We start from the raw sequence: 22,026 nt of genomic DNA, 5'->3' as shown, positions 1-22,026 counted from the left end.
GGGAGGCTACCTCCCGAGCGCCAGCCGCACCTGGGCGAGGTGATGGCGCAGGTGCCAGTCGTGCTTGGCGACGAGGCGCCACAGGTCCTGCTCGCCCTCCTGCGGATGGGTGACGCGGCGCGCGAGCTGCTCGGGTCGGAGGCCGCGCAGCAAAGCTATCCAGTGTGCGTTCACAGCGTCCAGCAGGTCGAGCGCCACCGCGACGGGCAGGGCCGCATCGGGCAGCGTCAGCCACGCCTCCTGGTCGAAGGGCTGGATCACGTACTCCTCGGTCGTCAGGGCGTAGCGCAGGCGGTTCAGGCCATGCAGATGAGCGTCCGCGGTATGGTGGGCGAGTTGCCCGACTGTCCAACTGCCGGGACGGAAGGTACGGGCCAGCGCCTCTGGGTCCAGGTCCGCCAGCACTTCCCGCCACTCGCGGGCCGCGCCCTCCATCCGCGTGGCGACCTCCGCAAGCGTGGCCGCGTCCTGGCCGAGCAGGTCCTGAATCGGGCCGAGAGGGTACCGCCGGGGGTCGAGCGTCATGAGCGCAGTATGGCCCGCTCCCCGCCGCGCTAAGCTCTGCCCCATGCTGACGCTCGCAGAGGCGGCCCGGTTCCCGGAAGCGCAGGTGGACACGGAGACGCACCGGCTGGCCGCCCACCCTGACCGCGTGCCCACCGCCATGCTCGTGCCCGCCGCCTTCGAGGAGGCCTTTTACCGCACGGCCAACCTCCCCGAACAGCTCTCCCGCCTGCTCGCGCCGGTCAACCCCGCCCGGCTGGACGAGGACCTGCTGGAGACCCTGGCGGAACAGGCCCAGGCCCTCGTCCGCACGAGTTCGCTCCTCGACGACGCGGTGCAGGTCTTCTACCGGGCGCTGGGCAACGCGGGCCTGAACGCGGGTGAACTCCACGCCCGGCGCCCTGGCGAGCGGGAGGTCGAGGCGGCGCGTGTCGTGCCCCCCGGCACCGCCGCCCTTCACGCCGTCAAACGGCTGTGGGCGCGCGACTGGACCTTCGGGGCGCTGCTGACCCGGCTGGACGACACCGGGCGCATCGGTCTGGAGGCCCGCCCGACGCTGCTGCTCGCCGGACCGCCCGGGGTGCCCGACGCGCGGGTCGCCGCCGACCTCGGAGTGGGGACGGCGCTCGTGAATGGGCTGGGGCTGGTCGGGCTGCCCTGAGCCCCCGCCCCTGGCCTGACGGGTGTTACCCTCCGCCCATGACCCCAGACCAGCTTCTCGTCCCGGGCGCCTATCCCGGCCTGTCCCTCACCCTGCACGACCCCGGCATCCTCGAAATCGTCATCCGCAGCGAGAAGACGCTGAACTCGGTGAACGCGGAGGCCCACCGCGCCCTGACCTACGTCTGGCGCGACATCGATGCTGCCTCCGGGGTCCGTTGCGTCCTGATCCGGGGGGAGGGGCGAGGGTTTTCCTCGGGCGGAGACTTCACCTTGATCGAGGAGATGGCGGGCGACTTCACCGCCCTCGCCCGGGTGTGGCGGGAGGCGCGCGACCTCGTATACAACGTGATCAACTGCGGCAAGCCCATCGTGAGCGCCATCCACGGCCCCTGCGTCGGCGCGGGGCTCGCGGTCGCCCTGCTCGCCGATGTAAGCGTGGCGGCGAAGACGGCGCGGCTTCTCGACGGGCACGTCCGGCTGGGCGTCGCGGCGGGTGACCACGCCGCGATCATCTGGCCCCTGCTGTGCGGGCTGAACAAGGCCAAGTACCACCTCCTGACCGGCGAGCCCGTCTCCGGCGAGGAGGCCGAGCGCATAGGCCTGGTCAGCCTCTGCGTGCCCGACGAGGAATTGCTGGACCGGGCGTGGGCCGTCGCCCGCAGGCTCGCCACCGGCAGCCCCACCGCCGTCCGCTGGACGAAGTACGCCCTGAACAACTGGCTGCGGCAGGTGGGGCCGACCTTCGATACCAGCCTCGCCCTCGAATTCCTGGGGTTCGCCGGCCCCGACGTGCGCGAGGGGCTCGCCAGCCTGCGCGAGAAACGCGAGCCGAGGTTTCAGGAAGACGCGCCGATCTGAGATGATCGCCATTCCCGAAGCTTTCGCTGCAAGGACCATTGCCCGTTCGGGTGAGGCGGGACGCCGCTGGATCGAGTCGTTGCCTGGGCGGGTTACTGAGCTGTGTACCGCGTGGGATCTGGAGGTGGAGGGCCCGGCCATGTACGGGGAATGGGGCCTGGTTTTCGCTGTTCGCGGTCCTAACTTACCCGCTATTCTCAAGGTCACCTGGCCGGACGAGGACGGTACCCTGGAGCGGGCGGTGATGGCCCTGACCTTGTGGAATGGGCGGGGCGCGGTTCGGCTGGTGCGGGCGGACGTCGGGCGACAGGCACTTCTCCTCGAACGACTCGACAGCGCTGCGGACCTGAGCCGGGTCGGGGTGGAGGAAGCTCTGCATGTCGCCGGGGCGCTGCTCAGGCGCCTCGCCGTTCCGGCCCCCGCGGAGTTTCCCTCGCTGGGGGCTGTGGCGCGGCAGATTTCCTCCTCCTTGCCTAGGCGCTGGGAACGGCAGGGCCGCCCGCTGCCCCCACAGGTCGTTGAGCGCGCAGCCGACCTGGCCCGCCACCTCGCCCCCTCGGTGGGAAGCCTGACGGTCAACTGGGACATCCATGACGGGAACGTGCTGAGGGCCGAGCGCGAACCGTGGCTGGTGATTGACCCGCAAGTCGTGGCGGGGGACCCGGAATACGGCGTGGCCCAACTGCTGTGGTGGCGGCTAGAGGAGATCGAGACGCGCGGCGGGGTGGAGTGGGCGCTCGACCAGGTTGTGAATTCGGCGGGGCTGGACGCGGCGCTGACCCGTGCCTGGACCTACGTCCGCACCGTGGATTACTGGCTCTCCGGGCAGGAGGCGGGATTGACGATTGATCCGCCCCGGTGTGCACGGGTGATTGAGAGGCTGGAGCAGGTGGGATGACCTGTCTCCCCCCGAGGAACGCCCCCCACCCCTCCCCGCGCCCTCACGTTAGGATGGGCCGAAAACTTCACCTTTCGGGAGGGCTCCACCATGACAACCACCACCAAGCAACCCGTCCGCGTGGCTGTGACCGGCGCCGCCGGGCAGATCGGCTACAGCCTGCTCTTCCGCATCGCCTCGGGCGACATGCTGGGCAAGGACCAGCCCGTGATCCTGCAACTGCTGGAGATCACGCCCGCGCTCAAGGCCCTCAACGGCGTCGTGATGGAGCTTCGCGACTGCGCCTTCCCGCTGCTCGCCGACATCGTGACCACGGATGACCCGATGGTGGCGTTCAAGGACGCCGATTACGCCCTCCTCGTGGGCGCGATGCCGCGCAAGGCCGGGATGGAGCGTGGCGACCTGCTGGGCGCCAACGGCGGCATCTTCAAGCCGCAGGGCGAGGCGCTCAACGCCGTGGCGAGCCGCGACGTGAAGATCCTCGTGGTGGGCAACCCCGCGAACACGAACGCCCTGATCGCCCAGCAGAACGCGCCCGATCTCGACCCGAGGCAGTTCACCGCGATGGTGCGCCTCGACCACAACCGCGCGATCTCGCAGCTCGCCGAGAAGACGGGCCAGCCCGTCAGCGCGATCAGGAACATCACGATCTGGGGCAACCACTCCTCGACCCAGTACCCCGACCTGTCACAGGCGACGGTGAACGGCCAGCCTGCCCTCGACCTCGTGGACCGCGAGTGGTACGAGACGACCTACATCCCCACCGTCGCCAAGCGCGGCGCGGCGATCATCGAGGCGCGCGGGGCGAGCAGCGCGGCGTCGGCGGCGTCGGCGGCCATCGACCACATGCGCGACTGGGCGCTGGGCACCCCCGAGGGAGAGTGGGTGAGCATGGGCATCCCCAGTGACGGCTCCTACGGCGTGCCCGAGGGGCTGATCTACGGCTTCCCCGTCCGTACACAGAACGGCCAGTACGAGATCGTGCAGGGCCTGGAGATCAGCGACTTCAGCCGCGGCAAGATGGACGCCACCGCTCAGGAACTCACCGAGGAGCGCGACGAGGTCCGCAAGCTCGGCCTGGTGAAGTAAAGCCAGGAGCAGGGGAGGGGGCGGGGTCTTCGGGCCTCGCCCTCTTTTGTGGCCTGGCGAGATGGTCCTGAATGGTAGGTTTCGGAAATATGCTGACCCACCAGGAGGCGCGCTCGTGGATCGAGGACCGGTTCAGGTCGTTGGTGGGCCGGGATGTCCGTCCCTGGGCGTTGGAGCTTGACCCTGCCTCCTCGCCCGACATGGGGCGAGGGTCGATCGGCGACTCCGGGCGCACCTTTCCGCTGATTGGGCAGACGTGTTTCCGAATCCAGGCGGCACCGCCGGTCACTTGCGGCCAAGCTGGCCTTCGCCCTTGCGCTGGCCCAGGAGGCCCCCGACCTGCCCGCACGCGAGGACGCCTGTCTCCATGCTCTCGGGCAGTTCTGGCGGGCACGGGTGGGGTATCAGGTCACTTCCCGCGAAGACCTGCTCGTGGCCCTGGACACCTGACCCACCGGGCGGAACGCGGCCCTGGGGGTCGGCGTCCCGACGTTTCCCCGCGTGACAGAATGCGCCCCGTGACCTCCCCCTACCCCGAGTCCCCGCGTGGCGACCACGCGGACGTCTACACCGATGCCCAGGGCGCCGAGGTGCGGGTGCCCGACCCCTACCGCTGGCTGGAGGACCCCGACTCGCCCCAGACGCGCGCCTGGGTGGAGGCGCAGAACCGGGTGACGCAGGCCCACCTGGACACCCTGCCCGCCCGCGCCGCCTACCTTGAGCGCCTGACCGCCCTGTGGGACTTCCCGCGTGAGGGTACCCCCTGGAAACGTGGGGCGCGGTACTTCCGCCAGCACAACCCGGGGCTCCTCAACCAGCCCGTGTTGCAGGTGGCGGAGAGCCCGCGCGGACCGTGGCGCACCCTGCTCGACCCCAACGCGCTCAGCACGGACGGCACCGTGGCGCTGGCGGGCGCTTCGCTGAGCGAGGATGGCACCCGGCTCGCCTACGGCACCCAGGCGGGCGGCAGCGACTGGGTGACCTGGCAGGTGCGCGAGGTGGAGGGCGGCGAGGACCACCCCGAGCGGCTGGAGTGGAGCAAGTTCGGCGGCGCCGAGTGGCTTCCCGATGGCAGCGGCTTCTATTACAGCGCCTACGACGCCCCCGTCGAGGGCGAGGCGCTGACCGGTGCCAACCGGAACCAGCGCCTGATGTTCCACCGGGTCGGTACGCCCCAGCCCGAGGACACGCTGATCGTCGCCCGGCCCGACGAACCCGACTGGGGCTTCTCCCCCCGGGTCACCCACGATGGGCGCTACCTGGTGTTGCACGTCTGGAAGGGCACCAGCCCGAAAAATCTGCTGTGGGTCCGCCCCCTCAGCTCGGACGGCCCCTGGACCGAACTCGTCCCCGACTTCCGGGGGAGCTTCGACCTGATCGGGAGCGAGGGGGACGCGCTGCTCGTCAGGACCGATGAGGACGCCCCGCGCGGCAAGGTGATCGCCTGGAACCTGGGCACCGGTGAGCGCCGCGACCTGATTCCCGAGGGGGCGCACAAGCTGGATTACGTGGCCGCAGTCCCGGACGGCCTGCTCGTCGTCACGCTGGAGGACGCCACCCACCGCGTCCGGCTGCACGGGCGGGACGGCACCCTCCAGCGCGAGGTGACGCTGCCCGGCCTGGGGTCGCTCAGCGGCCTGGAAACCCGTGAGGACGATCCCGAGGTGTTCCTGGGCTTCACTTCCTTCCTGACCCCTGCCACGCCCTACCGCCTGCTGCTGCCGGACGGGGACCTCGAACCGCTCGCCGACCCGCCCCTCACCTTCGACGCCTCTGCTTACGAGGTCACCCAGGAGTTCGCCACCAGCCGCGACGGGACGCGGGTGCCGATGTTTATCGTGGCGCGCAAGGGGCTCGTGCGGGGCGGCCAAAATCCCACCCTGCTCTACGGCTACGGCGGTTTCAACATCAGCCTGACACCCGCCTTCAGCCCCTCGCGTTTGAGCTGGCTGGAGCGCGGCGGCGTGTACGTGCAGGCCAACCTGCGCGGCGGCGGCGAGTACGGCGAGGAGTGGCACCAGGCGGGCACTCTGGAGCGCAAGCAGAACGTGTTCGATGATTTTATCGCCTGCGCGGAGCATCTGATCGCCACGGGTGTGGCCTCCCCGGCGCACCTGGGCATCCAGGGGGGCAGCAACGGCGGGCTGCTCGTGGGCGCCTGTATGACCCAGCGGCCCGACCTCTTCGCGGCGGCCATTCCCCAGGTCGGCGTGCTGGACATGCTGCGCTACCAGCACTTCACCATCGGCTGGGCGTGGGCCTCCGACTACGGCCGCGCCGACGACCCGGAGATGTTCTCCACGCTCCACGCCTACTCGCCGCTGCACAACCTCAGGGAAGGCACCGCTTACCCGGCGACCCTCATCACCACGGGTGACCACGACGACCGGGTGGTGCCCGCCCACTCCTTCAAGTTCGGGGCCGAGCTGCAACGCTGCCAGTCGGGCGACGCTCCCACCCTGCTGCGAATCCAGACGCGGGCCGGGCACGGGGCGGGCAAGCCGACCGCCCTGGTGATCGAGGAGGCCGCCGACGTGTGGGCCTTTCTGGAGCAGGTGCTGGGAGGTCCGCGCCCCGCCTGAGCCCGCCTGTTGACAGCCCCCCGACTCGCCGCTAAAGTAAGCGAGCCTGAAACGCGCCCATGCCCGGGCGGACCAAGGAATGCCGAGGTGGCGGAATTGGTAGACGCACTAGTTTCAGGGACTAGCGCCGCGAGGCGTGTGGGTTCAAATCCCATCCTCGGCACCACAGGAAAAGGCCCCCGCAAGTCAGCGGGGGTTTTCTCATGGCCTGGGGTCAGCTCCGGGGGAAGCCGATGGGAAGGACGTCGCGCGCACCACCGAGGTGGGCCAGGGCGAACTCGGCGCGGCCACCCGCCACGCCCGTTAGCGCCCACTGCCACTCCAGGGTGCCCAGCCAGAAGCGGGCGCGGTCGAGGTGTTCCCCCAGTTCGGGATAGGTGACCAGCCCTTCGGTCACCGGGGTCTCGCCGTAGTTGCCGAGAAGCACGGCCAGGTCGGTGGCGGGATCGCCCAGCCCGGCCGTGCCGAAGTCGATGATGCCGGAAAGCCGCCCCGCATGGGGGTCGAGCAGCGCGTGATACACCCCCAGGTCCCCGTGAATCAGCCGGGGCGTGTACTCCAGGTCGAGACTGCCCTCCCGCACCGGCTCGAAGAGGTCAAGGAATGCCCCGCGCTGGTGACGCATCAGCAGGGGAAAGAGGCAGTCTTCCACCTGCTCGGCAAAGGCCAGCCAGTCCTCCCGGGTGCGCTCGGCGTCCGAGGGGCCGATCCCCGCCGCCTCCACCTCGTGCCGGGGAAGACCGTGAAGCTGCCGCAGAAAGGTCAGCAGTTCGGACAGGACGGCTCGCCGCACTGGCCCGGGGAGACGGAACAGCCGTGTTCGGGTCAGCGGCTCGCCGGGCAGGAAGCGGTAGGCCGCGAAATCCTCCTCCAGCACCTCGAACCGGGGGACCGGCACGGTCACGTGGTGCCGGGCCAGGTCCAGCACCCGGGCCTCCTGGCGCAGCAGGGCGAGCGCCCAGTCATGTTTGGGAAAGCGGCAGACGAGATCGCCATTGACGATGATCACGTCGTTGACGAGCCCGTCCTGGTTGAACTCCAGTTGGCGCGGGGCCAGCTCGGGAAAATGGGCCTGAATACGGTCCAGATAGCGCTGGGGCAGAGCCGGTGACGACATGACGTCCCCTCCATTCACAGGTCAAAACGCCCCTCCAGGCGGGGAGGGCCAGGTTGACGGCGATGGAGGGGTTAACGAATCACGCGAAGAGGCTCCCTGGAAATACTGCCATTGTGACGGAGGTCTGGGCGCTGGGCAAGGGGAAGCCCTCCTTGCCGGTCGGGCGGCGAGTGCCTGTTTTCGATCCCCCGACATAGGTGCCTCTCTGGAACATTTTCCTTGTGTGGTCCCCCGGGTTGTTCTTTGCCCCCGCATCCGGAACGGCGCGGCGGCTCAGGCCCGGTGAGCGACCTGCCCCGACATCACAGGATCCTCCCCGTCCAGAAGCGACTCCGCGTCCGGCCCCGCGCCACCGTCCGCACGTAAACCTCCTCCAGCGCGGCGGCCCGGGTGGACAGGTCGTACTGCACGGCGCTGGCCCGTGCCCCGGCCTGGAAAGCGGGCAGGCGCGCGGGGTCCAGCACATCCAGCAGTCCGGCGGCCAGACCCTCCGGCGAGGTGTCCGTTACCGTGCCGTTCACGCCCTCCTGCACCAGATCGAGGGCGGCGGGGCTGCGGGCGGCGACCAGGGGCGCACCGGCGGCCAGCGCCTCGATCATGCTCATGGGAAGCACTTCCGAGGTGCTGGCGGTGAGAAAGGCGTCGGCGGCGGCCAGGGCTTCCGGCACCCGGGCGTAGGGGACCGGGCCGGTGAAGGTGACGCCCCGCGGCGCCCCCTCCTGTGCCTCCAACCGGCTGGGGCCGTCCCCGACCACCAGCAGGCGCAGCTCCGGGCGCGAGGCCTGCGCCTGGGCAAAGGCGCGCAGCAGCACGTCCAGATTCTTCTCGGGCGCCAGGCGGCCCAGGTACATCACGAGGGGCACGTCCTGCGGCACGCCGTACTCGGCGCGGACGTCCTCCCCCCGTACGTTCCGAAACGCGGCCAGGTCCACCGGGTTCGGAAACAGCCCCACCTCGCCGCCGAAGCCGTACTCTCGCAGCATCATCTCCATCGCGTGGCCGGGGGCCAGCACGGTGTCCACCCGCCGGGCGAAGGCCGAGATGTGCGGGCGCAGCATCGCGCGGCCCACCCGTCTGGGCATCGGGGTGTAGTGCAGGTACTGGTCGTACTGGGTGTGTGCGGTGAACACCACCGGGGCGTTCGCCAGCCGCGACCAGGTCAGCGCCAGCCTCCCTGCCAGGAAGGGGTGCATGGTGTGCAGGACGTCGAGGTCCCGCAGCGGCAGCCGCGCGGTCAGGAGCGGCCCGGGGGCCAGCATCACCGGGTAGTCAGCGGGAGCCCCGAGCGCCCGCGCCCCCGCGAAGGACGAGTTGAGGCGGTACACGCCCTCCTCCTGCTCCGGGGCCAGGGGGTGGCGCGGGGCGAAGATGCGGACCTCGTGGCCCCGCTCGCGCAGGCCGCGGGCGTACAGCGCGGTACTCGTGGCGACGCCGTTCCGGGACGGGAGGTAGGTGGCGGTAACGATCCCGATACGCACGACCCCCGGAGTGTACCCGCTGGCCGTTATCCTGCCCGCATGACTGCCGCCCCCCTCCCCCAGATCATCCCCTGCGTGGACATCCAGTCGGGCCGCGCCGTCCGGCTGTACGAGGGGGACCCCGACCGCGAGACGGTGTACTTCGAGTCCCCGCTGGAAGCCGCCCGACACTGGGTCCGGCTGGGCGCCGGGCTGATCCACCTGGTGGACCTCGACGCCGCGACGAGGCGAGGGCAGAACCGGGAAGTCATCCGCCGGATCACCGCCGAGCTGGAGGTCCCAGTCGAGGTCGGAGGCGGCATCCGGGACCGGGCCGCGGCGGAAGAACTGCTCCAGGCGGGGGTGGAGCGGGTGGTGATCGGCACCGCCGCCGTGAAAAGCCCGGAGCTGGTGCAGGACCTGATCGCCGCCCACAGTTCCGAGCGGGTGGTCGTGAGCCTCGACGCGCGCGGCCTGGAGGTCGCCACGCACGGCTGGGCCGAGGGCAGCGGCGTCAGCGTGGCCGAACTCACCCCCACGCTGGCCGAGGCGGGGCTGGAAACCTTGATCTTTACGGACGTGACCCGCGACGGCACCCTGAAGGGCCTGAACCGCGAATTGATGCGGCAGGTGCGCCAGCTCTGGACGAACACCCTGATCGTGGGCGGCGGCGTGGCGAACCTGGATGACGTGCGCCTGCTGGCCGAGGAGGGCATTCACGGCGCCATCGTGGGCCGCGCGATCTACGAGGGGACGCTGCCCTACCCGGTGACGGGGCTGTAGGGCGCGCGGGGCGCGGGAGGTTGTGAGGCCCGCGTCCTGCCCCTATTTGCGCCGCACCTGCCGCGTCCCCTTCCAGCCCAGCAGGCGAAGCACCAGGACCGCCGGAACGGCCATCACCGCCGTGACCGCGTTCCAGAGGGCCCGGCCGACCCCCGGCACCGTATCCCGGGGGGTGAAGGTCCGCACCCGGAAGGTCCCCCTGGCCCCGCCCCCGGCAGGAGCCCCCTGCGCTCCCGGCATCTGCACCCGGCCACGCGCGTCGGCGCGGGCGTCCCCGGGGTCGGCGTTCGCCTGGGCCTTGGCCTCCTGCTCGCTGGGAGCAGTGTCGATCCCCGCGCCCTTGGCGGCCAGTGCCTGCTTCTTGCCGGTGTTGACGGCGCCGCCCGCGTGGGTGCCGTACTTCTGCGAGTACACCCAGGTCACCTCGGCCCCGAAAAAGAAGATCATCGCGCTGTAGTAGATCCACAGCAGCAACACCACGAGCGTTCCGGCCGCGCCGAACAGGCTGCCCGGTGCGGCCCGCCCGAAGTACAGGCCGATAGCGAGCTGCCCCAGCGTGAACAGCAGGGCGGTCACGGCGCTGCCGACCCAGACCTCGTGCCACTGGAGCTTCACGGCGGGCAGGAACTTGTAGATCAGCGCGAACACCGGGGTCAGCAGCCCGACGCTGAGCAGCGCGGTGCCCGCCCGCACGAAAAAGGCCCCCGCCCCGATCAGATCCCCCAGGCGCTGCGCGATGGCCGAGAGGTAGGTGTTCAGGCCCAGGAAGGCGAGCAGGATCAGCCCGATCCCCAGGATCAGCAGGAACGAGATCACCCGCGTCTGCACGATCTTCACGAGGCCCTGGGGCGGCGGCGGGTCGGCCCCCCACATGCTGCTCAGGGCGTCCTGAAGCTGCACGAAGAGGCCGGTGGCCCCCAGAAAGAGGGTCACGAAGCCGATGACCGTCGCCAGAATGGAGCCGCGCTGGATGCCCTCCTGGCTGGTCACCAGCTCCCTCAGGAAGTTCGCCGCCTGATCCCCCAGGTTCTGGGCGACCAGCCCGTTCGCGCCGAACAGGTTGTTGATCACCGCGTCATTGGTGAGGAAAAAGCCCGCCACCGCCACCGCGAAGAGCAGCAGCGGCGCGATGGAGAACATGGCGTAGTAGGCGATGGCCGCCGCCAGCCGGGGGGCCTTGTCCTGCCCGAAGGCGAGCGCCGCTTCCCGGATCAGGGTGAACAGGTCGGCGAACTTCATGCGGTCAGTGTAGGAGGGCCTGACCACAGCTCCGGCCCAGCCCGGCCCGGTGTTTCCTTCACGGATGAAGAGGGCGGCCTGCTACCTTGCCCCCATGCGCCCCATCCCGCCCGGCTTCACCCAGACCCTCACCGTCTTGGTCACCGACGAGATGACCGTGAATTTCGGGGAACTCGGCGCGGTGCATCCCGTGTACGCGACGTACTGGATGGCCCGCCACTTCGAGGAGGCGGGCCGCAAGATCATCCTCCCCTTCCTGGAGGACGGCGAGGGCGGCATCGGCACCGAGGTGCAGGTCACGCATACGGCCTCGGCGCTGCCCGGCATGACCGTCACCGTGACCGCCACCTTCGAGCGGATGGAGGGCCGCCGCCTTCTCTGCTCTCTGCGCGCGGTTTCGGAACTTGGCGATGAGATCGGGCACGGCACGACCGGGCAGATGGCGCTGCCGCAGGCGAGGATCGACGCGAACTTCGAGCGGCTGCGGCAGCGGTGGGCGGCGCGGACGGGTGGAAATTCCGGGGACCACGTCACTCTGTAGGAAAGGGTGCGGGTGGCCCACGGGGGAAGGCGCACACTGGGGGCAGGCCAGGACTGCTCCTGCCCCGGAGACTCCCCATGTCCACCCAGGCCGCGCTGCCCACCCCGTCCCGAGATCTCCCGCGGCCCCCCGGCCGCGTCCTGCCGGGGCTGACGCTGGGGCTGGCCGCCGCCCAGGTGGGGGCCATCGTCTGGCAGTTTTCCTTCAGCGGCGGGGGGGCCGACCTCTCGCAGCGTGGGGATGATCCCCCCGTCGTGCCCGCCCTGTACACCTTCGCGATCTGGGGTCCGATCTATGTCTCCAGTCTGGCCTACGCCGTGTACGGGCTCCTGCCCGGGCAGCGTGGGCGGGAACTGCACCGCCGGGTCGGGCCATATGCGGCGGCTGCCTTCGGAGCCTCGACCCTGTGGGCGCTCGCCGCTGGCTTTCCCCCGCCCTGGGTCACCTGGGGAACGGTGGCCATGATCTTTGCCATGTTCGGCAGCCTGCTCGTGGCCCTCCTGAGGGCGAGCCGCCTGGCCCGGACGCGGGCGGACCACCTGCTCACCGTCAGCCCGCTGGCCCTCTACGCGGGGTACGTGACGCTGGCGACAGTCGCCAACACGGCCGCCAGCCTGAAAGCGTCGGGGGTCAACACGCCACTGGGACTGGGTGTGACGCCCTGGGCCGTGCTCATGCTGGCGGCAGCCGGGGGCCTCGCCTCCTTCGTTGCCCGGCGCACGGGTGGACCCCTTGCCTACGGTGCGGCGGCGATCTGGGGATTGATCGGGGTAGCGGTGCAGAACGCAGTGGTCGAACCGAATCCGCCGGTAGGGGTCGCGGCGGGCCTGGCCGCCCTCGCTGTGGCCGGAACAACATGGTGGGCACGGCGGCGCACTCGGGGAGGCGCGTTCACTTCCTAGCCACCTGTTCACGCCCGGCCTTTCGTGCGTTGTGTGCCTGAACCGCGTTCAGCGCGGCCGAGCTAGACTTCTCCGGTTATGCCCGAAGCTCCGCGCGTCTCCCGCTACTACGACGTGAAGCGCGACGAGGACGGCCACCGTTACCTCGACGTGAACGTGACCGGCTTCTCGCTGCTGCATATCCCCCTGCTGAACAAGTCGACCGGCTTCACCCGCGAGGAACGCCGCGTGCTGGGGATCGAGGGCCTGGTCCCGCCCCACACGAGCACCCTGGAGGAGCAAAAGGAGCGCACCTACCTGCGCTACCTCCAGCAGACGACCGACCTGGAGAAGCACGAGTTCCTGCGCGCCCTGCAAGACCGCAACGAGGTGCTGTTCTACGCGATCTTCGCAGATCATCTGGAGGAGATGCTCCCCATCCTCTACACGCCGACCGTGGGCGAGGCGGTGCGGGTCTTCTCCCACATCTACCGCTACCCGCGGGGCCTGTCGGTGAGCACCGAGGACATCGACCGGGTGGAGGAACTGCTGGAAAACGTGCCTCTCAATGACGTGCGGATGATTGTGGCGACCGACTCCAGCGCGATCCTGGGGATCGGCGACCAGGGCTTTGGCGGCATGGCGATCTCTATCGGCAAGCTGAGCCTCTACACGGCGGGGGGCGGCGTGGGGCCGGACAAGACACTCCCGGTCGAGCTGGACGTGGGCACCGACCGTCAGGACCTGATCGACGACCCCCTGTATCTGGGGGTCCACCACCGCCGCCTGACGGGTCCCGAGTACGACGAGTTCCTCGACCGCTTCGTGGAGGCGACCGCCGCGCGGTACCCCAAGGCGATCATCCAGTGGGAGGACTTCGCGCGGGGCACGGCCTTCCGGGTGCTGGAGCGCTACCGCAAGGTCGTGCCGAGCTTCAACGACGACATCCAGGGCACTGGGGCGATGGCCCTCGCCGGGCTGATCAGCGCGAGTCGGCTGAAGGGCGAGCGTCTTCAGGACCAGACCTTCGTGGTCGTCGGCGCTGGGGCGGGCGGGATCGGCGTGGCGATGAGCATCCGCCAGGGCCTGATGCACGCGGGCCTGAGCTACGCCGAGGCGAACGCCCGCGTGTACGTGGTGGACCGTCACGGCCTGCTGATGCACGACCAGCCCGGCCTGGAGTCCTACCAGCTCTCCTTCGCCCGCCACGCCGCCGACCTGACCGGCTGGACGTACGAGGGCGAGTGGCCCACCCTGCACGAGACGGTGGTGAACACGCGGGCGACGGCGCTGCTCGGCCTGACCGGCGTCCCGGGTCTCTTCCGGCAGCCGACGGTCGAGGCGATGCTCGCCCACACCGCCCGCCCCATCGTCTTCCCGCTTTCCAATCCCACCAGCAATGTGGAGGCCCAGCCCGCGGACCTCATCCGCTGGACGCAGGGCGCGGCGATCATCGCCTCGGGCAGTCCCTTCCCCGATGTCGAGTACGGCGGGCAAACCTACCTGGTGGGGCAGGGCAACAACGCCTTTATCTTTCCCGGTCTGGGCTTCGGCGCCGTCATCAGCCGTGCCCGCGAGATCACCGACGGCATGGTGATGGAGGCCGCGCAGACCCTGGCGGACGAGACGGCCCAGTGTGGTGAGCGCGTCTACCCGCCCGTGAGTGCCCTGCGCGAACTCAGCCTGAAGGTGGCCGTGCGGGTCGCCCGCCGCGCGATCAGCGAGGGTGTCTGTGCCGAGCGCCGCATCCGCAACCTCACCGACGAGGAGCTGGAAGCTTTCGTGCGCCGCCGCCAGTGGGTGCCGAAGTACCTGCCGCTGAGAAAGGCGGCGGACGCGCGGGACTGAGGTGGCGCCCCTGTGTGACGGGTTGCCCCCGGCCAGCCACGGCGGGTTACGATGGGGACGGCATTCAACAACTCTGCGTCTTCTTGCCGTTGGTCTGGCCGTTCGTCCCCCCAGGAAAGGCAGGTCCAACCATGCACTCCCGGCCGTTGGCATTCCGCGTCGCGTCTGTCTGGCTCATCCTCGCGGGCATCACCCTGTTGTTTCCCGTCCTCGCCGACCGCGTGTTCGCGCTCAATCTCACGAACTGGGGCCTGGCGTCCGAGTATGGCGGGGTGCTGCTGATTACGGGGGTGATGTACTGGGTCTTCGCCCGGGATGACGAGCGGTATGCTCCCCTGACGGGCCTGGTCGTCCTGGGCATGTTGCTCAACGCCGCAGTCAACGCCTACTGGTGGGCCGTCGGGCACTACGCCCTGCAAACGGCGATCTTCAACATCGTGATCAACACGGCGCTGGCGGCCTGGCTCTGGACCCTGCGCCCCAGGGCGGTTCCCTCCATCCCTGCTCACCCCCGCTGAGGTACGCGGGTCTTTCTGGCGAGGCTTTTCCCGCCACTCCAGCCTGTTCACCGATTACCCTGGGACATGGCCCACATCTCCCGCTACTACGACGTGAAGCGTGACGAGCAGGGGCACCGCTTTCTGGAGGTGCGGGTGACGGGCTTTCCCCTCCTGCACCTCCCGCTGCTGAACAAGAGCACGGCCTTCACCGAGGAGGAGCGCCGTCTGCTCGGCCTGGACGGGCTGCTTCCCCCGGGCGTCTCCTCGCTGGAGGAGCAGAAGGAGCGGGCGTACCTGCGCTTTCGCCAGCAGGGAACACCTCTGGAGAAGCACGCCTACCTCCGAAACCTTCAGGATCACAACGAGGTGCTGTTCTTCGCCCTGCTCGAAGACCACGTCGAGGAGATGCTGCCCATCATCTACACGCCCACCGTGGGGGAGGCCGTGCAGCAGTTCTCCCGCCTGTACCGCTACCCGCGCGGTTTTGCGATGAGTACAGCGCACGTGGAGCGGGCCCGCGAACTGCTCGATAACGTCCACCTGCAAGACGTGCGGATGGTCGTGGCGACCGATTCCAGCGCGATTCTGGGCATCGGGGATCAGGGCTTCGGTGGGATGGCGATCTCCATCGGCAAGCTGAGCCTGTACACGGTGGCGGGCGGCGTCGGCCCCGACAAGACGCTCCCCGTCGAGCTGGACGTGGGAACAGGGCGGCAGGATTTGATCGAGGACCCCCTTTACCTGGGGGCCCGTCATCCCCGCTTGACGGGGGAGACATACAACGCCTTTATCGACGCCTTCGTGCGGGCGGTGCAGGACCGCTATCCCAAGGCGATCATCCAGTGGGAGGACTTCTCCAAGGACACGGCCTTCCGGGTGCTGGAGCGGTACAGGAAGGTCGTGCCCAGTTTCAACGACGATATTCAGGGGACGGGGGCAGTGACGCTGGCGGGCGTGCTGCGGGCCTGTGCATTGAAGGGCGAGCGGCTGAGGGATCAAGTGGTTGTGATTCACGGCGCTGGGGCAGGAGGAGCAGGGGTCGCCGCCGCCATTCGAGAGGGGATGGGATACGAGGGGCTGTCCGAAGGCGATATTGGCCGCCGGGTCTTCGTCCTCGACTCGCGCGGCCTGCTCACTGACGACCGCCACATGGAGGATTACAAGCGGCCCCTCGCCACACCGAAGGACGTCACCCAGGGGTGGGCGGGCACCGACCTCCTGAGCGTGGTCCGTGAAGTAGGCGCGACGGTGCTGCTCGGTCTCAGCGGGCAGGGAGGCATCTTCAACGAGCCCATCGTGCGGGCGGTTCGTGGCAATACGTCGCGGCCCATCATCTTCCCGCTGTCGAATCCCACGGCGAACACCGAGGCCCTGCCCGAGGACATCCTGCGCTGGGCGGACGGGCAGGCCATCGTCGCCACCGGCAGTCCCTTCCCCGACGTGACCCTGGAGGGGCAGACATACCAGATCGGGCAGGGGAACAACGCCTTCATCTTCCCGGGGCTGGGCTTCGCCGCCGTGCTGACCCGGGCGCGGGAGATCACGGACGGGATGGTCGCGGAGGCCGCCTACGCCCTTGCCGACTTCACCGCCCGCGAGTACCCGGAGCGCACCTACCCGCCCACCCGCGCGCTGCGCGACGCCAGCCGCGCCGTCGCCCTCCGCGTTGCCCGACAGGCGATCACGGAAAGGGTGGCGCGAGAGGAGCGGGTGCAGAGTCTCGATGACGCTGAACTCGACGCCTTTATCGAGCGCCGCTTCTGGCTCCCGAAGTACCTCCCCTACCGGACGGCAGAAGGCGCCAGCCCCGACCTGACCTGAGCCCGGCAAAGAGAAACGCCTCCGATCTCTCGGAGGCGTTCCTGATGGCTGAGGGCGGCTTACGCCCCGGGCTGCGTCACGTCCCGGCCCTGAGCGGGCGGAATCGTGGCGGGCTGCTCCTCGGGCGCGGGCAGGAGGACCAGGTCGAGCACCTCGCCCACCCGCTCGACGGCATGGACACGCAGGTCACCGCGGATCGAGTCGGGCACTTCCTGGAGGTTGGGCTCGTTGTCCTTCGGGATGATGATCTCGCGGATGCCGCCCTGGTGCGCCGCGAGCAGCTTCTCCTTGACGCCGCCGATGGGCAGGACCCGGCCGCGCAGGCTGATCTCGCCCGTCATCGCCACGTCCATGCGGACCGGGCGGCCCGTCACAGCGCTGATGACCGCGGTGGCAATCGTGATGCCCGCGCTGGGGCCGTCCTTCGGCGTGGCGCCGTCGGGGAAGTGCACGTGCAGGTCGAGCTTCTTGTGGAACTCGGGGTCCGCACCGTACTTGTGCGCGTGGGCGCGCAGGTAGGCGACAGCCGCCCCCACACTCTCCTTCATCACGTCACCGAGAGAGCCGGTCATGCTGATCTTGCCGCTGCCGGGGGTGGCGAGGGCTTCCACGACCAGCATCGTGCCGCCCACGCTCGTCCAGGCGAGGCCCTGCGCGACGCCGACCTGCGGTTCCTTCTCCATCTTGTCCGGGCGGTGCAGCGGCACGCCCAGGTACGCGGGGATGTCGGCGGCGTCGATCACCCGCACACCCTCCCAGGGCTGCTCCAGCAGCTCGCGGGCCGCCTTGCGGGCCAGCTTGCTGATCTGGCGGTCAAGGTTACGCACGCCACTCTCGGCGGTGTACTCCTCCACGATGCGGTTGAGCGCCGCGTCGGTAATTTCCAGCCGACCGACCAGGCCGTGCGCCTTGAGTTGGCGCGGCACCCGGTAGCGCTTGGCGATCTCCACCTTCTCGGGCTGGGTGTAGCCGGGAATCTGAATGACTTCCATGCGGTCGAGCAGCGGCCGGGGGATGGTCTGCAGGGTGTTCGCCGTCGTGATGAACATGACCTGCGAGAGGTCGTAGGGTACCTCCAGGTAGTGGTCCTGGAAGGTGTGGTTCTGCTCGGGGTCGAGGACTTCCAGCATTGCGCTGGAGGGGTCGCCGCGCCAGTCGCTGCTCATCTTGTCGATCTCGTCGAGCAGGATGATGGGGTTGGTCACGCCCGCGCTCTTCATCGCCTGGATGATGCGGCCGGGCATGGAGCCGATGTAGGTGCGGCGGTGGCCGCGAATCTCGGCCTCGTCACGCACGCCGCCCAGCGCCATGCGGACGAACTTGCGGTTGAGGCTGCGGGCGATACTCTTGCCCAGCGAGGTCTTGCCGACGCCGGGAGGGCCGACCAGGCAGAGGATCGGGGCGCGCAACTCGCCGTCCTCGATGCGCTCCTCGGCGGTGCGCTCGCGGGCCTCGCCCTCCTCAGGCTTGTGGGTGAGCTGGCGCACGGCCAGGAATTCCAGGATGCGGTCCTTCACGTCGCCCAGCGCGTAGTGGTCGGCGTCCAGGATGTCGCGGGTGCGGGTGATGTCGAGGATTTCCTCGTCCCGCTTGCTCCACGGCACGTCGGTGAGCCAGTCGATGTAGTTGCGGACGACGGTGCTCTCGGGGCTGCCGCCAGGGGTGCGCTCCAGGCGCTGCAACTCCTTGAGGGCCTTGTCCTTGACCGACTCGGGCATCCCGGCGGCCTCGATCTTCTCGCGCAGGGCCTCGACCTCGGCGGGGCCGTCCTCGCCGCCGCCCAGCTCCTTGGAGATGGCCTTCATCTGCTCGCGCAGGTAGTACTCGCGTTGGTTCGCGTCCATCTGCTCCTTGACGCGGCCCGCGATCTTCTTGTCCATGTTGAAGCGCTCGGTGTCGCGCATCAGGAACTTCAGCACGGCCTCCAGGCGAGCACGGGGCGAGACGGCGCTCAGGACCTCCTGCTTCTCCTCGGGCGTCCAGGTGGCGTGGTGCGCGACCTGGTCGGCCAGGGCGCCGGGGTCGGTCAGGTTCTTGAGGCCCTCAAGCTGGTAGTTATCCAGCCGCAGGTTCTTGTTCTGGCGCTGGTACTCCTCGAAGGCGGTCTTGACCTCCCCGGCCATGACCTGCACCTCGCGGCTGTCGTCCGCCGGGGCAGCCTGCGTTTCGGCTCGCACTCGCAGGTAGGCCGAGGGCACCTCGTCCAGCACCTGGGCGCGCTCCTGCGCCTCCACCAGGACCTGATAGGTGTTGTCGGGCATCCGCACGACCTGCTTGACGACGGCCAGCACGCCCATGTCGTACAGCTCGGCGCGGGTGGGGTCGTCGGTGCGGGGGTCACGCTGGGTCAGCAGCAGCACGCGGCGGTCAGAGGCCTGCGCCTCGTCCACGGCACGCTTGCTCTTGGGACGACCGACATCGACGTTCATGGTGATGCCGGGCAGGATCACGATATTTCTGAGGGCGACGACGGGAAGTTCCCAGATCATGCTTGCTCCTTGGCACCGGGCACCTGGCCCGGGAAGAGATGAGTCCTATGCGGGGAGCCTTCCCCTGAGCGTACTCCCTGGAGCACCCTCCCGGAGAATAAACACCCCGCCCACGATGTCCCCAGATTCTAAGGACGTGGGCGGGGAAGGGCTGTAATCTATATCGCTTTTACGCAGACTTCTTGAGTCCCTTTGACTCAAGCAACTCCAGCGGGTGGTCAATGTTCCCGGCGTCGAAGCGCAGTTCCCGCAGGCCCTCAACGGGCAGCTCGAACAGCAGGTCAGTCATCGCCTTTTCCAGCACGGCCCGCAGCCCGCGCGCCCCGGTCTTGCGCTCCTTGGCCCGGTGCGCCACCTCGCGCAGCGCCGTGTCGGTGAAGGTGAGGTCCACGTCCTGAAAGCCGAACAGCGCCTGGTACTGCTTGACGATGGCCCCCTGCGGCTCGGTGAGGATGCGGACGAGCGCGTCCTCGTCGAGGTCCTGAAGCTGCACGACAAGCGGCAGACGGCCCACAAACTCGGGGATCAGGCCGAACTTCACGAGGTCTTCGGGGAGGAAGCGCAGTTCTTCTTTCTCCTCGCCCTTGTGCTCGGCACCGAAGCCCACCGCGCGGACGTTCGTGCGGGCGCGGGCGATCTCGCTCATGCTCTCGAAGGCGCCGCCCACGATGAACAGGATGTTCTTGGTGTTCACCTGCACGAGTTCCTGCTGCGGGTGCTTGCGGCCCCCCTGCGGCGGCACCTGCGCGACCGTGCCCTCGATGATCTTCAGCAGGGCCTGCTGCACGCCCTCGCCGCTCACGTCGCGGGTGATGCTCGTGCCCTCCGACTTGCGCGCGATCTTGTCGATCTCGTCGATGTAGATGATCCCGCGCTCGGCGGCGGCCACGTCGTACTCGGCGGCTTGCAGCAGGCGCACGATCACGTTCTCCACGTCATCCCCGACGTACCCCGCCTCGGTCAGCGTGGTCGCGTCCGCGATGGCGAAGGGCACCTCCAGCATCTCGGCGAGGCTCGACGCCAGCAGCGTCTTGCCCGTCCCGGTCGGCCCGATGAGCAGAATGTTGCTCTTTTGCAGGTTCACGTCGGGGTGCGCGAGGCGCTGGTAGTGGCTGACGACCGCGACCGCGAGCGCTTTCTTGGCCTCGTCCTGCCCGATCACGAACTCGTCGAGGTAGGCCTTGATCTCCTTGGGGCTGGGCAGCTCCTCCAGGTTGAACTCGCTGCCCTTGGCCTTGTTCTGCTTGACGAGTTCATGCGCCCGGTCGGTGCATTCGTTGCAGATAAAAGCCGCCCGGCCCGGCGCCTCAATCAGTTGCGCGATCTGGGGATGCTGCCGCCCGCAGAAGGAGCAGCGGTCGCCGCCGATGTTGGCCCCCCGGCCGGTCACAGGGCGGCCTCAATCTGGCGGGTGTTCTCAATCACCGAGTCGATCAGGCCATACTGCATGGCCTCCTGCGGGGACATGAAGCGGTCGCGCTCCATGTCGCGCAGCAGCTTGTCGTGGGGCAGGTCGGTGTGCTTATGGTACAGCTCCACCATCTTGTCGCGCAGGTGCAGCACCTCCTTGGCCTGCACCTCCACGTCGGGCGTGTTCCCCCGGAAGCCCGCCGAGCCCTGGTGAATCATGATGCGGCTGTTGGGCAGCGCGAGCCGCTTGCCCTTGTCCCCCGCCATCAGGAACACGCTGCCCATGCTCATCGCAATGCCGACGCAGATGGTGCTGACAGGCGCCTTGATGTAGCGCATGGTGTCGTAGATCGCCAGGCCCGAATACACGTCGCCGCCCGGGCAGTTGATGTACATCTGGATTTCCTGCTCGGGGTTCTGCGAGTCCAGCAGCAGCAACTGCGCCACGATGGTGTTCGCCATCTGCGGCTCCACAGGCGTGCCCACAAAGATGATCCGGTCCTTGAGCAGGCGCGAGTAGATGTCGTACATCCGCTCGCCCCGACCGGTCTGCTCAATCACGTAGGGAATCACGCTCATGCGGCGCATTATCGCACGGGTCCCCGGAAGGAAGGTGGGCAAAGCTGCGCTGGGCACATTGGTGGTGGGCGGCTGGGGGCGGAGGTGCAACAGGCGGGGCGGGTGGGGAAAAAGCTGTGCTGGGAGGACTAAACGCCTTTCCTGCCTGGCCCCTCAGTCGTTGCGGGCATCTGGACTAACCTTTTTGGCTTAGTGGGGGAAGGGGTGGCCCCAGAACTCCTCACCTTCGAGAGGCTGAGTAATGCACGCAGTCTCTCTTGAACGAGGAAGCCGTACAGATCGGCAAAAAAGCCCCTCTCCTTTGAGGGGGAGAGTGGGAGGGGGTGAACAGGCACGCCCCGCGGCGCGGTGAGGTGCCCGCGTCGGCGGTTGCCCCCTCACCCCGACCCCCTCCCACGAGGAGAGAGGGAGAACAGCTTCCTCCCCATTGCCTTAAGTTTCCCCCCGCCTGGCCTCTAATCGCTCGCCGGGCCTGACCCGCTTACGCTGAAAGCTCCAAGCCCAAGGAGGTTCAGCATGACAGACGACACCCGCCCCGACACCACTGTCTCCAAGTCCGAAACGACGCGCTCGGAGACGACCGAAGTTACCAATGCGGAAGGAACCGAGACGGAAACCAGGCGCCATACCGAGACGCACGAGGTCCACGAGGAGGCCCGGCCGGTGGTCGAGACCACTACGACGACCACGACCATCATCGAGGAGTGACGCCCGAAGCGCCGCAATGAGCAAGGGCCGGAAGCATCAGCCCCGGCCCTCTACTTTTC

General features: G+C 68.8%; 20 protein-coding genes and 1 tRNA gene. 14 read left to right on the top strand and 7 right to left on the bottom strand.

Translation table 11 applies throughout. The features are described from left to right. Positions 1-6: 6 nt before the first annotated feature. Positions 7-525 (bottom strand): DinB family protein, encoded by a 519-nt coding sequence (locus F784_RS0109135; RefSeq protein ID WP_019586426.1) that lies wholly within the window; start codon positions 523-525, stop codon positions 7-9. 43 nt (positions 526-568) lie between these two features. Here F784_RS0109135 and F784_RS0109130 point away from each other — a divergent pair, with 43 nt between their 5' ends. The 7 genes from F784_RS0109130 to F784_RS0109105 all read left to right on the top strand — a co-directional run bounded on the left by F784_RS0109130 (position 569) and on the right by F784_RS0109105 (position 6,760). Next, positions 569-1,165 (top strand): hypothetical protein, encoded by a 597-nt coding sequence (locus F784_RS0109130; protein ID WP_019586425.1) that lies wholly within the window; start codon positions 569-571, stop codon positions 1,163-1,165. 38 nt (positions 1,166-1,203) lie between these two features. Next, positions 1,204-2,025 (top strand): enoyl-CoA hydratase/isomerase family protein, encoded by an 822-nt coding sequence (locus F784_RS0109125; protein WP_019586424.1) that lies wholly within the window; start codon positions 1,204-1,206, stop codon positions 2,023-2,025. Position 2,026: 1 nt separating this feature from the next. After that, on the top strand, positions 2,027-2,923 hold the full coding sequence (locus F784_RS22740) for an aminoglycoside phosphotransferase family protein (protein WP_083939177.1): 897 nt from the start codon (positions 2,027-2,029) through the stop codon (positions 2,921-2,923). A 90-nt stretch (positions 2,924-3,013) separates the two neighbouring features. After that, positions 3,014-4,012: a malate dehydrogenase gene (locus F784_RS0109115; protein ID WP_019586422.1), complete on the top strand. Its 999-nt coding sequence runs from the start codon at positions 3,014-3,016 to the stop codon at positions 4,010-4,012. A 246-nt stretch (positions 4,013-4,258) separates the two neighbouring features. Then, a complete protein-coding gene (locus tag F784_RS26095) occupies positions 4,259-4,462 on the top strand; it encodes a hypothetical protein (RefSeq protein WP_157465141.1) in 204 nt (67 codons plus the stop codon). A gap of 68 nt (positions 4,463-4,530) precedes the next feature. Next, positions 4,531-6,594 (top strand): prolyl oligopeptidase family serine peptidase, encoded by a 2,064-nt coding sequence (locus tag F784_RS0109110; protein ID WP_019586421.1) that lies wholly within the window; start codon positions 4,531-4,533, stop codon positions 6,592-6,594. An 81-nt stretch (positions 6,595-6,675) separates the two neighbouring features. Further along, positions 6,676-6,760: transfer RNA gene (locus F784_RS0109105), tRNA-Leu, on the top strand. Between the two features lie 48 nt (positions 6,761-6,808). On the opposite strand, the gene F784_RS0109100 is transcribed toward F784_RS0109105, so the two are convergent. Then, complete coding sequence (locus F784_RS0109100) at positions 6,809-7,711, bottom strand: phosphotransferase family protein (protein WP_019586420.1); 903 nt, start codon at positions 7,709-7,711, stop codon at positions 6,809-6,811. A gap of 302 nt (positions 7,712-8,013) precedes the next feature. Continuing rightward, positions 8,014-9,189, bottom strand: coding sequence for a glycosyltransferase family 4 protein (locus tag F784_RS0109095; protein WP_019586419.1), 1,176 nt, complete (start codon positions 9,187-9,189; stop codon positions 8,014-8,016). Between the two features lie 39 nt (positions 9,190-9,228). Here F784_RS0109095 and hisA point away from each other — a divergent pair, with 39 nt between their 5' ends. Beyond that, positions 9,229-9,951, top strand: a complete 723-nt coding sequence (gene hisA, locus F784_RS0109090; RefSeq protein WP_019586418.1) for a 1-(5-phosphoribosyl)-5-[(5-phosphoribosylamino)methylideneamino]imidazole-4-carboxamide isomerase — start codon at positions 9,229-9,231, stop codon at positions 9,949-9,951. A 42-nt stretch (positions 9,952-9,993) separates the two neighbouring features. Here hisA and F784_RS0109085 read toward each other — a convergent pair whose 3' ends face one another. Beyond that, positions 9,994-11,190 (bottom strand): YihY/virulence factor BrkB family protein, encoded by a 1,197-nt coding sequence (locus F784_RS0109085; RefSeq protein WP_040382876.1) that lies wholly within the window; start codon positions 11,188-11,190, stop codon positions 9,994-9,996. A gap of 94 nt (positions 11,191-11,284) precedes the next feature. Between F784_RS0109085 and F784_RS0109080 the strand changes: the two genes are divergently transcribed. The 5 genes from F784_RS0109080 (at position 11,285) to F784_RS0109060 (ending at position 16,781) form a co-directional block, all read left to right on the top strand. Continuing rightward, positions 11,285-11,731 carry a thioesterase family protein gene (locus F784_RS0109080; protein ID WP_019586416.1) on the top strand — a complete coding sequence of 149 codons (447 nt, stop codon included), beginning with the start codon at positions 11,285-11,287 and terminating at the stop codon, positions 11,729-11,731. 77 nt (positions 11,732-11,808) lie between these two features. Then, the gene (locus tag F784_RS24500) at positions 11,809-12,633 is read left to right on the top strand and encodes a hypothetical protein (protein ID WP_019586415.1); all 825 of its coding nucleotides are present in this window, start codon (positions 11,809-11,811) and stop codon (positions 12,631-12,633) included. Between the two features lie 78 nt (positions 12,634-12,711). Continuing rightward, complete coding sequence (locus tag F784_RS0109070) at positions 12,712-14,460, top strand: NAD-dependent malic enzyme (protein ID WP_019586414.1); 1,749 nt, start codon at positions 12,712-12,714, stop codon at positions 14,458-14,460. 131 nt (positions 14,461-14,591) lie between these two features. Further along, complete coding sequence (locus tag F784_RS0109065; RefSeq protein WP_019586413.1) at positions 14,592-14,978, top strand: hypothetical protein; 387 nt, start codon at positions 14,592-14,594, stop codon at positions 14,976-14,978. A gap of 66 nt (positions 14,979-15,044) precedes the next feature. Beyond that, entirely contained in the window at positions 15,045-16,781 is a 1,737-nt protein-coding gene (locus F784_RS0109060; protein ID WP_019586412.1) for an NAD-dependent malic enzyme, read from the top strand. Positions 16,782-16,840: 59 nt separating this feature from the next. Here the strand turns inward: F784_RS0109060 and lon are convergent, their stop codons facing one another. The 3 genes from lon to clpP all read right to left on the bottom strand — a co-directional run bounded on the left by lon (position 16,841) and on the right by clpP (position 21,268). Next, positions 16,841-19,270: an endopeptidase La gene (gene lon / locus F784_RS0109055; protein WP_019586411.1), complete on the bottom strand. Its 2,430-nt coding sequence runs from the start codon at positions 19,268-19,270 to the stop codon at positions 16,841-16,843. 169 nt (positions 19,271-19,439) lie between these two features. Continuing rightward, positions 19,440-20,660 (bottom strand): ATP-dependent Clp protease ATP-binding subunit ClpX, encoded by a 1,221-nt coding sequence (gene clpX, locus F784_RS0109050; protein ID WP_019586410.1) that lies wholly within the window; start codon positions 20,658-20,660, stop codon positions 19,440-19,442. After that, positions 20,657-21,268: an ATP-dependent Clp protease proteolytic subunit gene (gene clpP, locus F784_RS0109045; RefSeq protein ID WP_157465140.1), complete on the bottom strand. Its 612-nt coding sequence runs from the start codon at positions 21,266-21,268 to the stop codon at positions 20,657-20,659. The genes clpX and clpP overlap by 4 nt, the downstream gene beginning before the upstream one ends. A 507-nt stretch (positions 21,269-21,775) precedes the next feature. Here clpP and F784_RS0109040 point away from each other — a divergent pair. Beyond that, positions 21,776-21,967: a hypothetical protein gene (locus F784_RS0109040; RefSeq protein WP_019586408.1), complete on the top strand. Its 192-nt coding sequence runs from the start codon at positions 21,776-21,778 to the stop codon at positions 21,965-21,967. The last annotated feature ends 59 nt before the right edge of the window (positions 21,968-22,026 follow it).

Source organism: Deinococcus apachensis DSM 19763 (genome assembly GCF_000381345.1).
Lineage (GTDB): Bacteria > Deinococcota > Deinococci > Deinococcales > Deinococcaceae > Deinococcus > Deinococcus apachensis.
The sequence above is the reverse complement of the archived record's forward strand: the minus strand, read 5'-3'. Positions and strand labels throughout refer to the sequence as shown.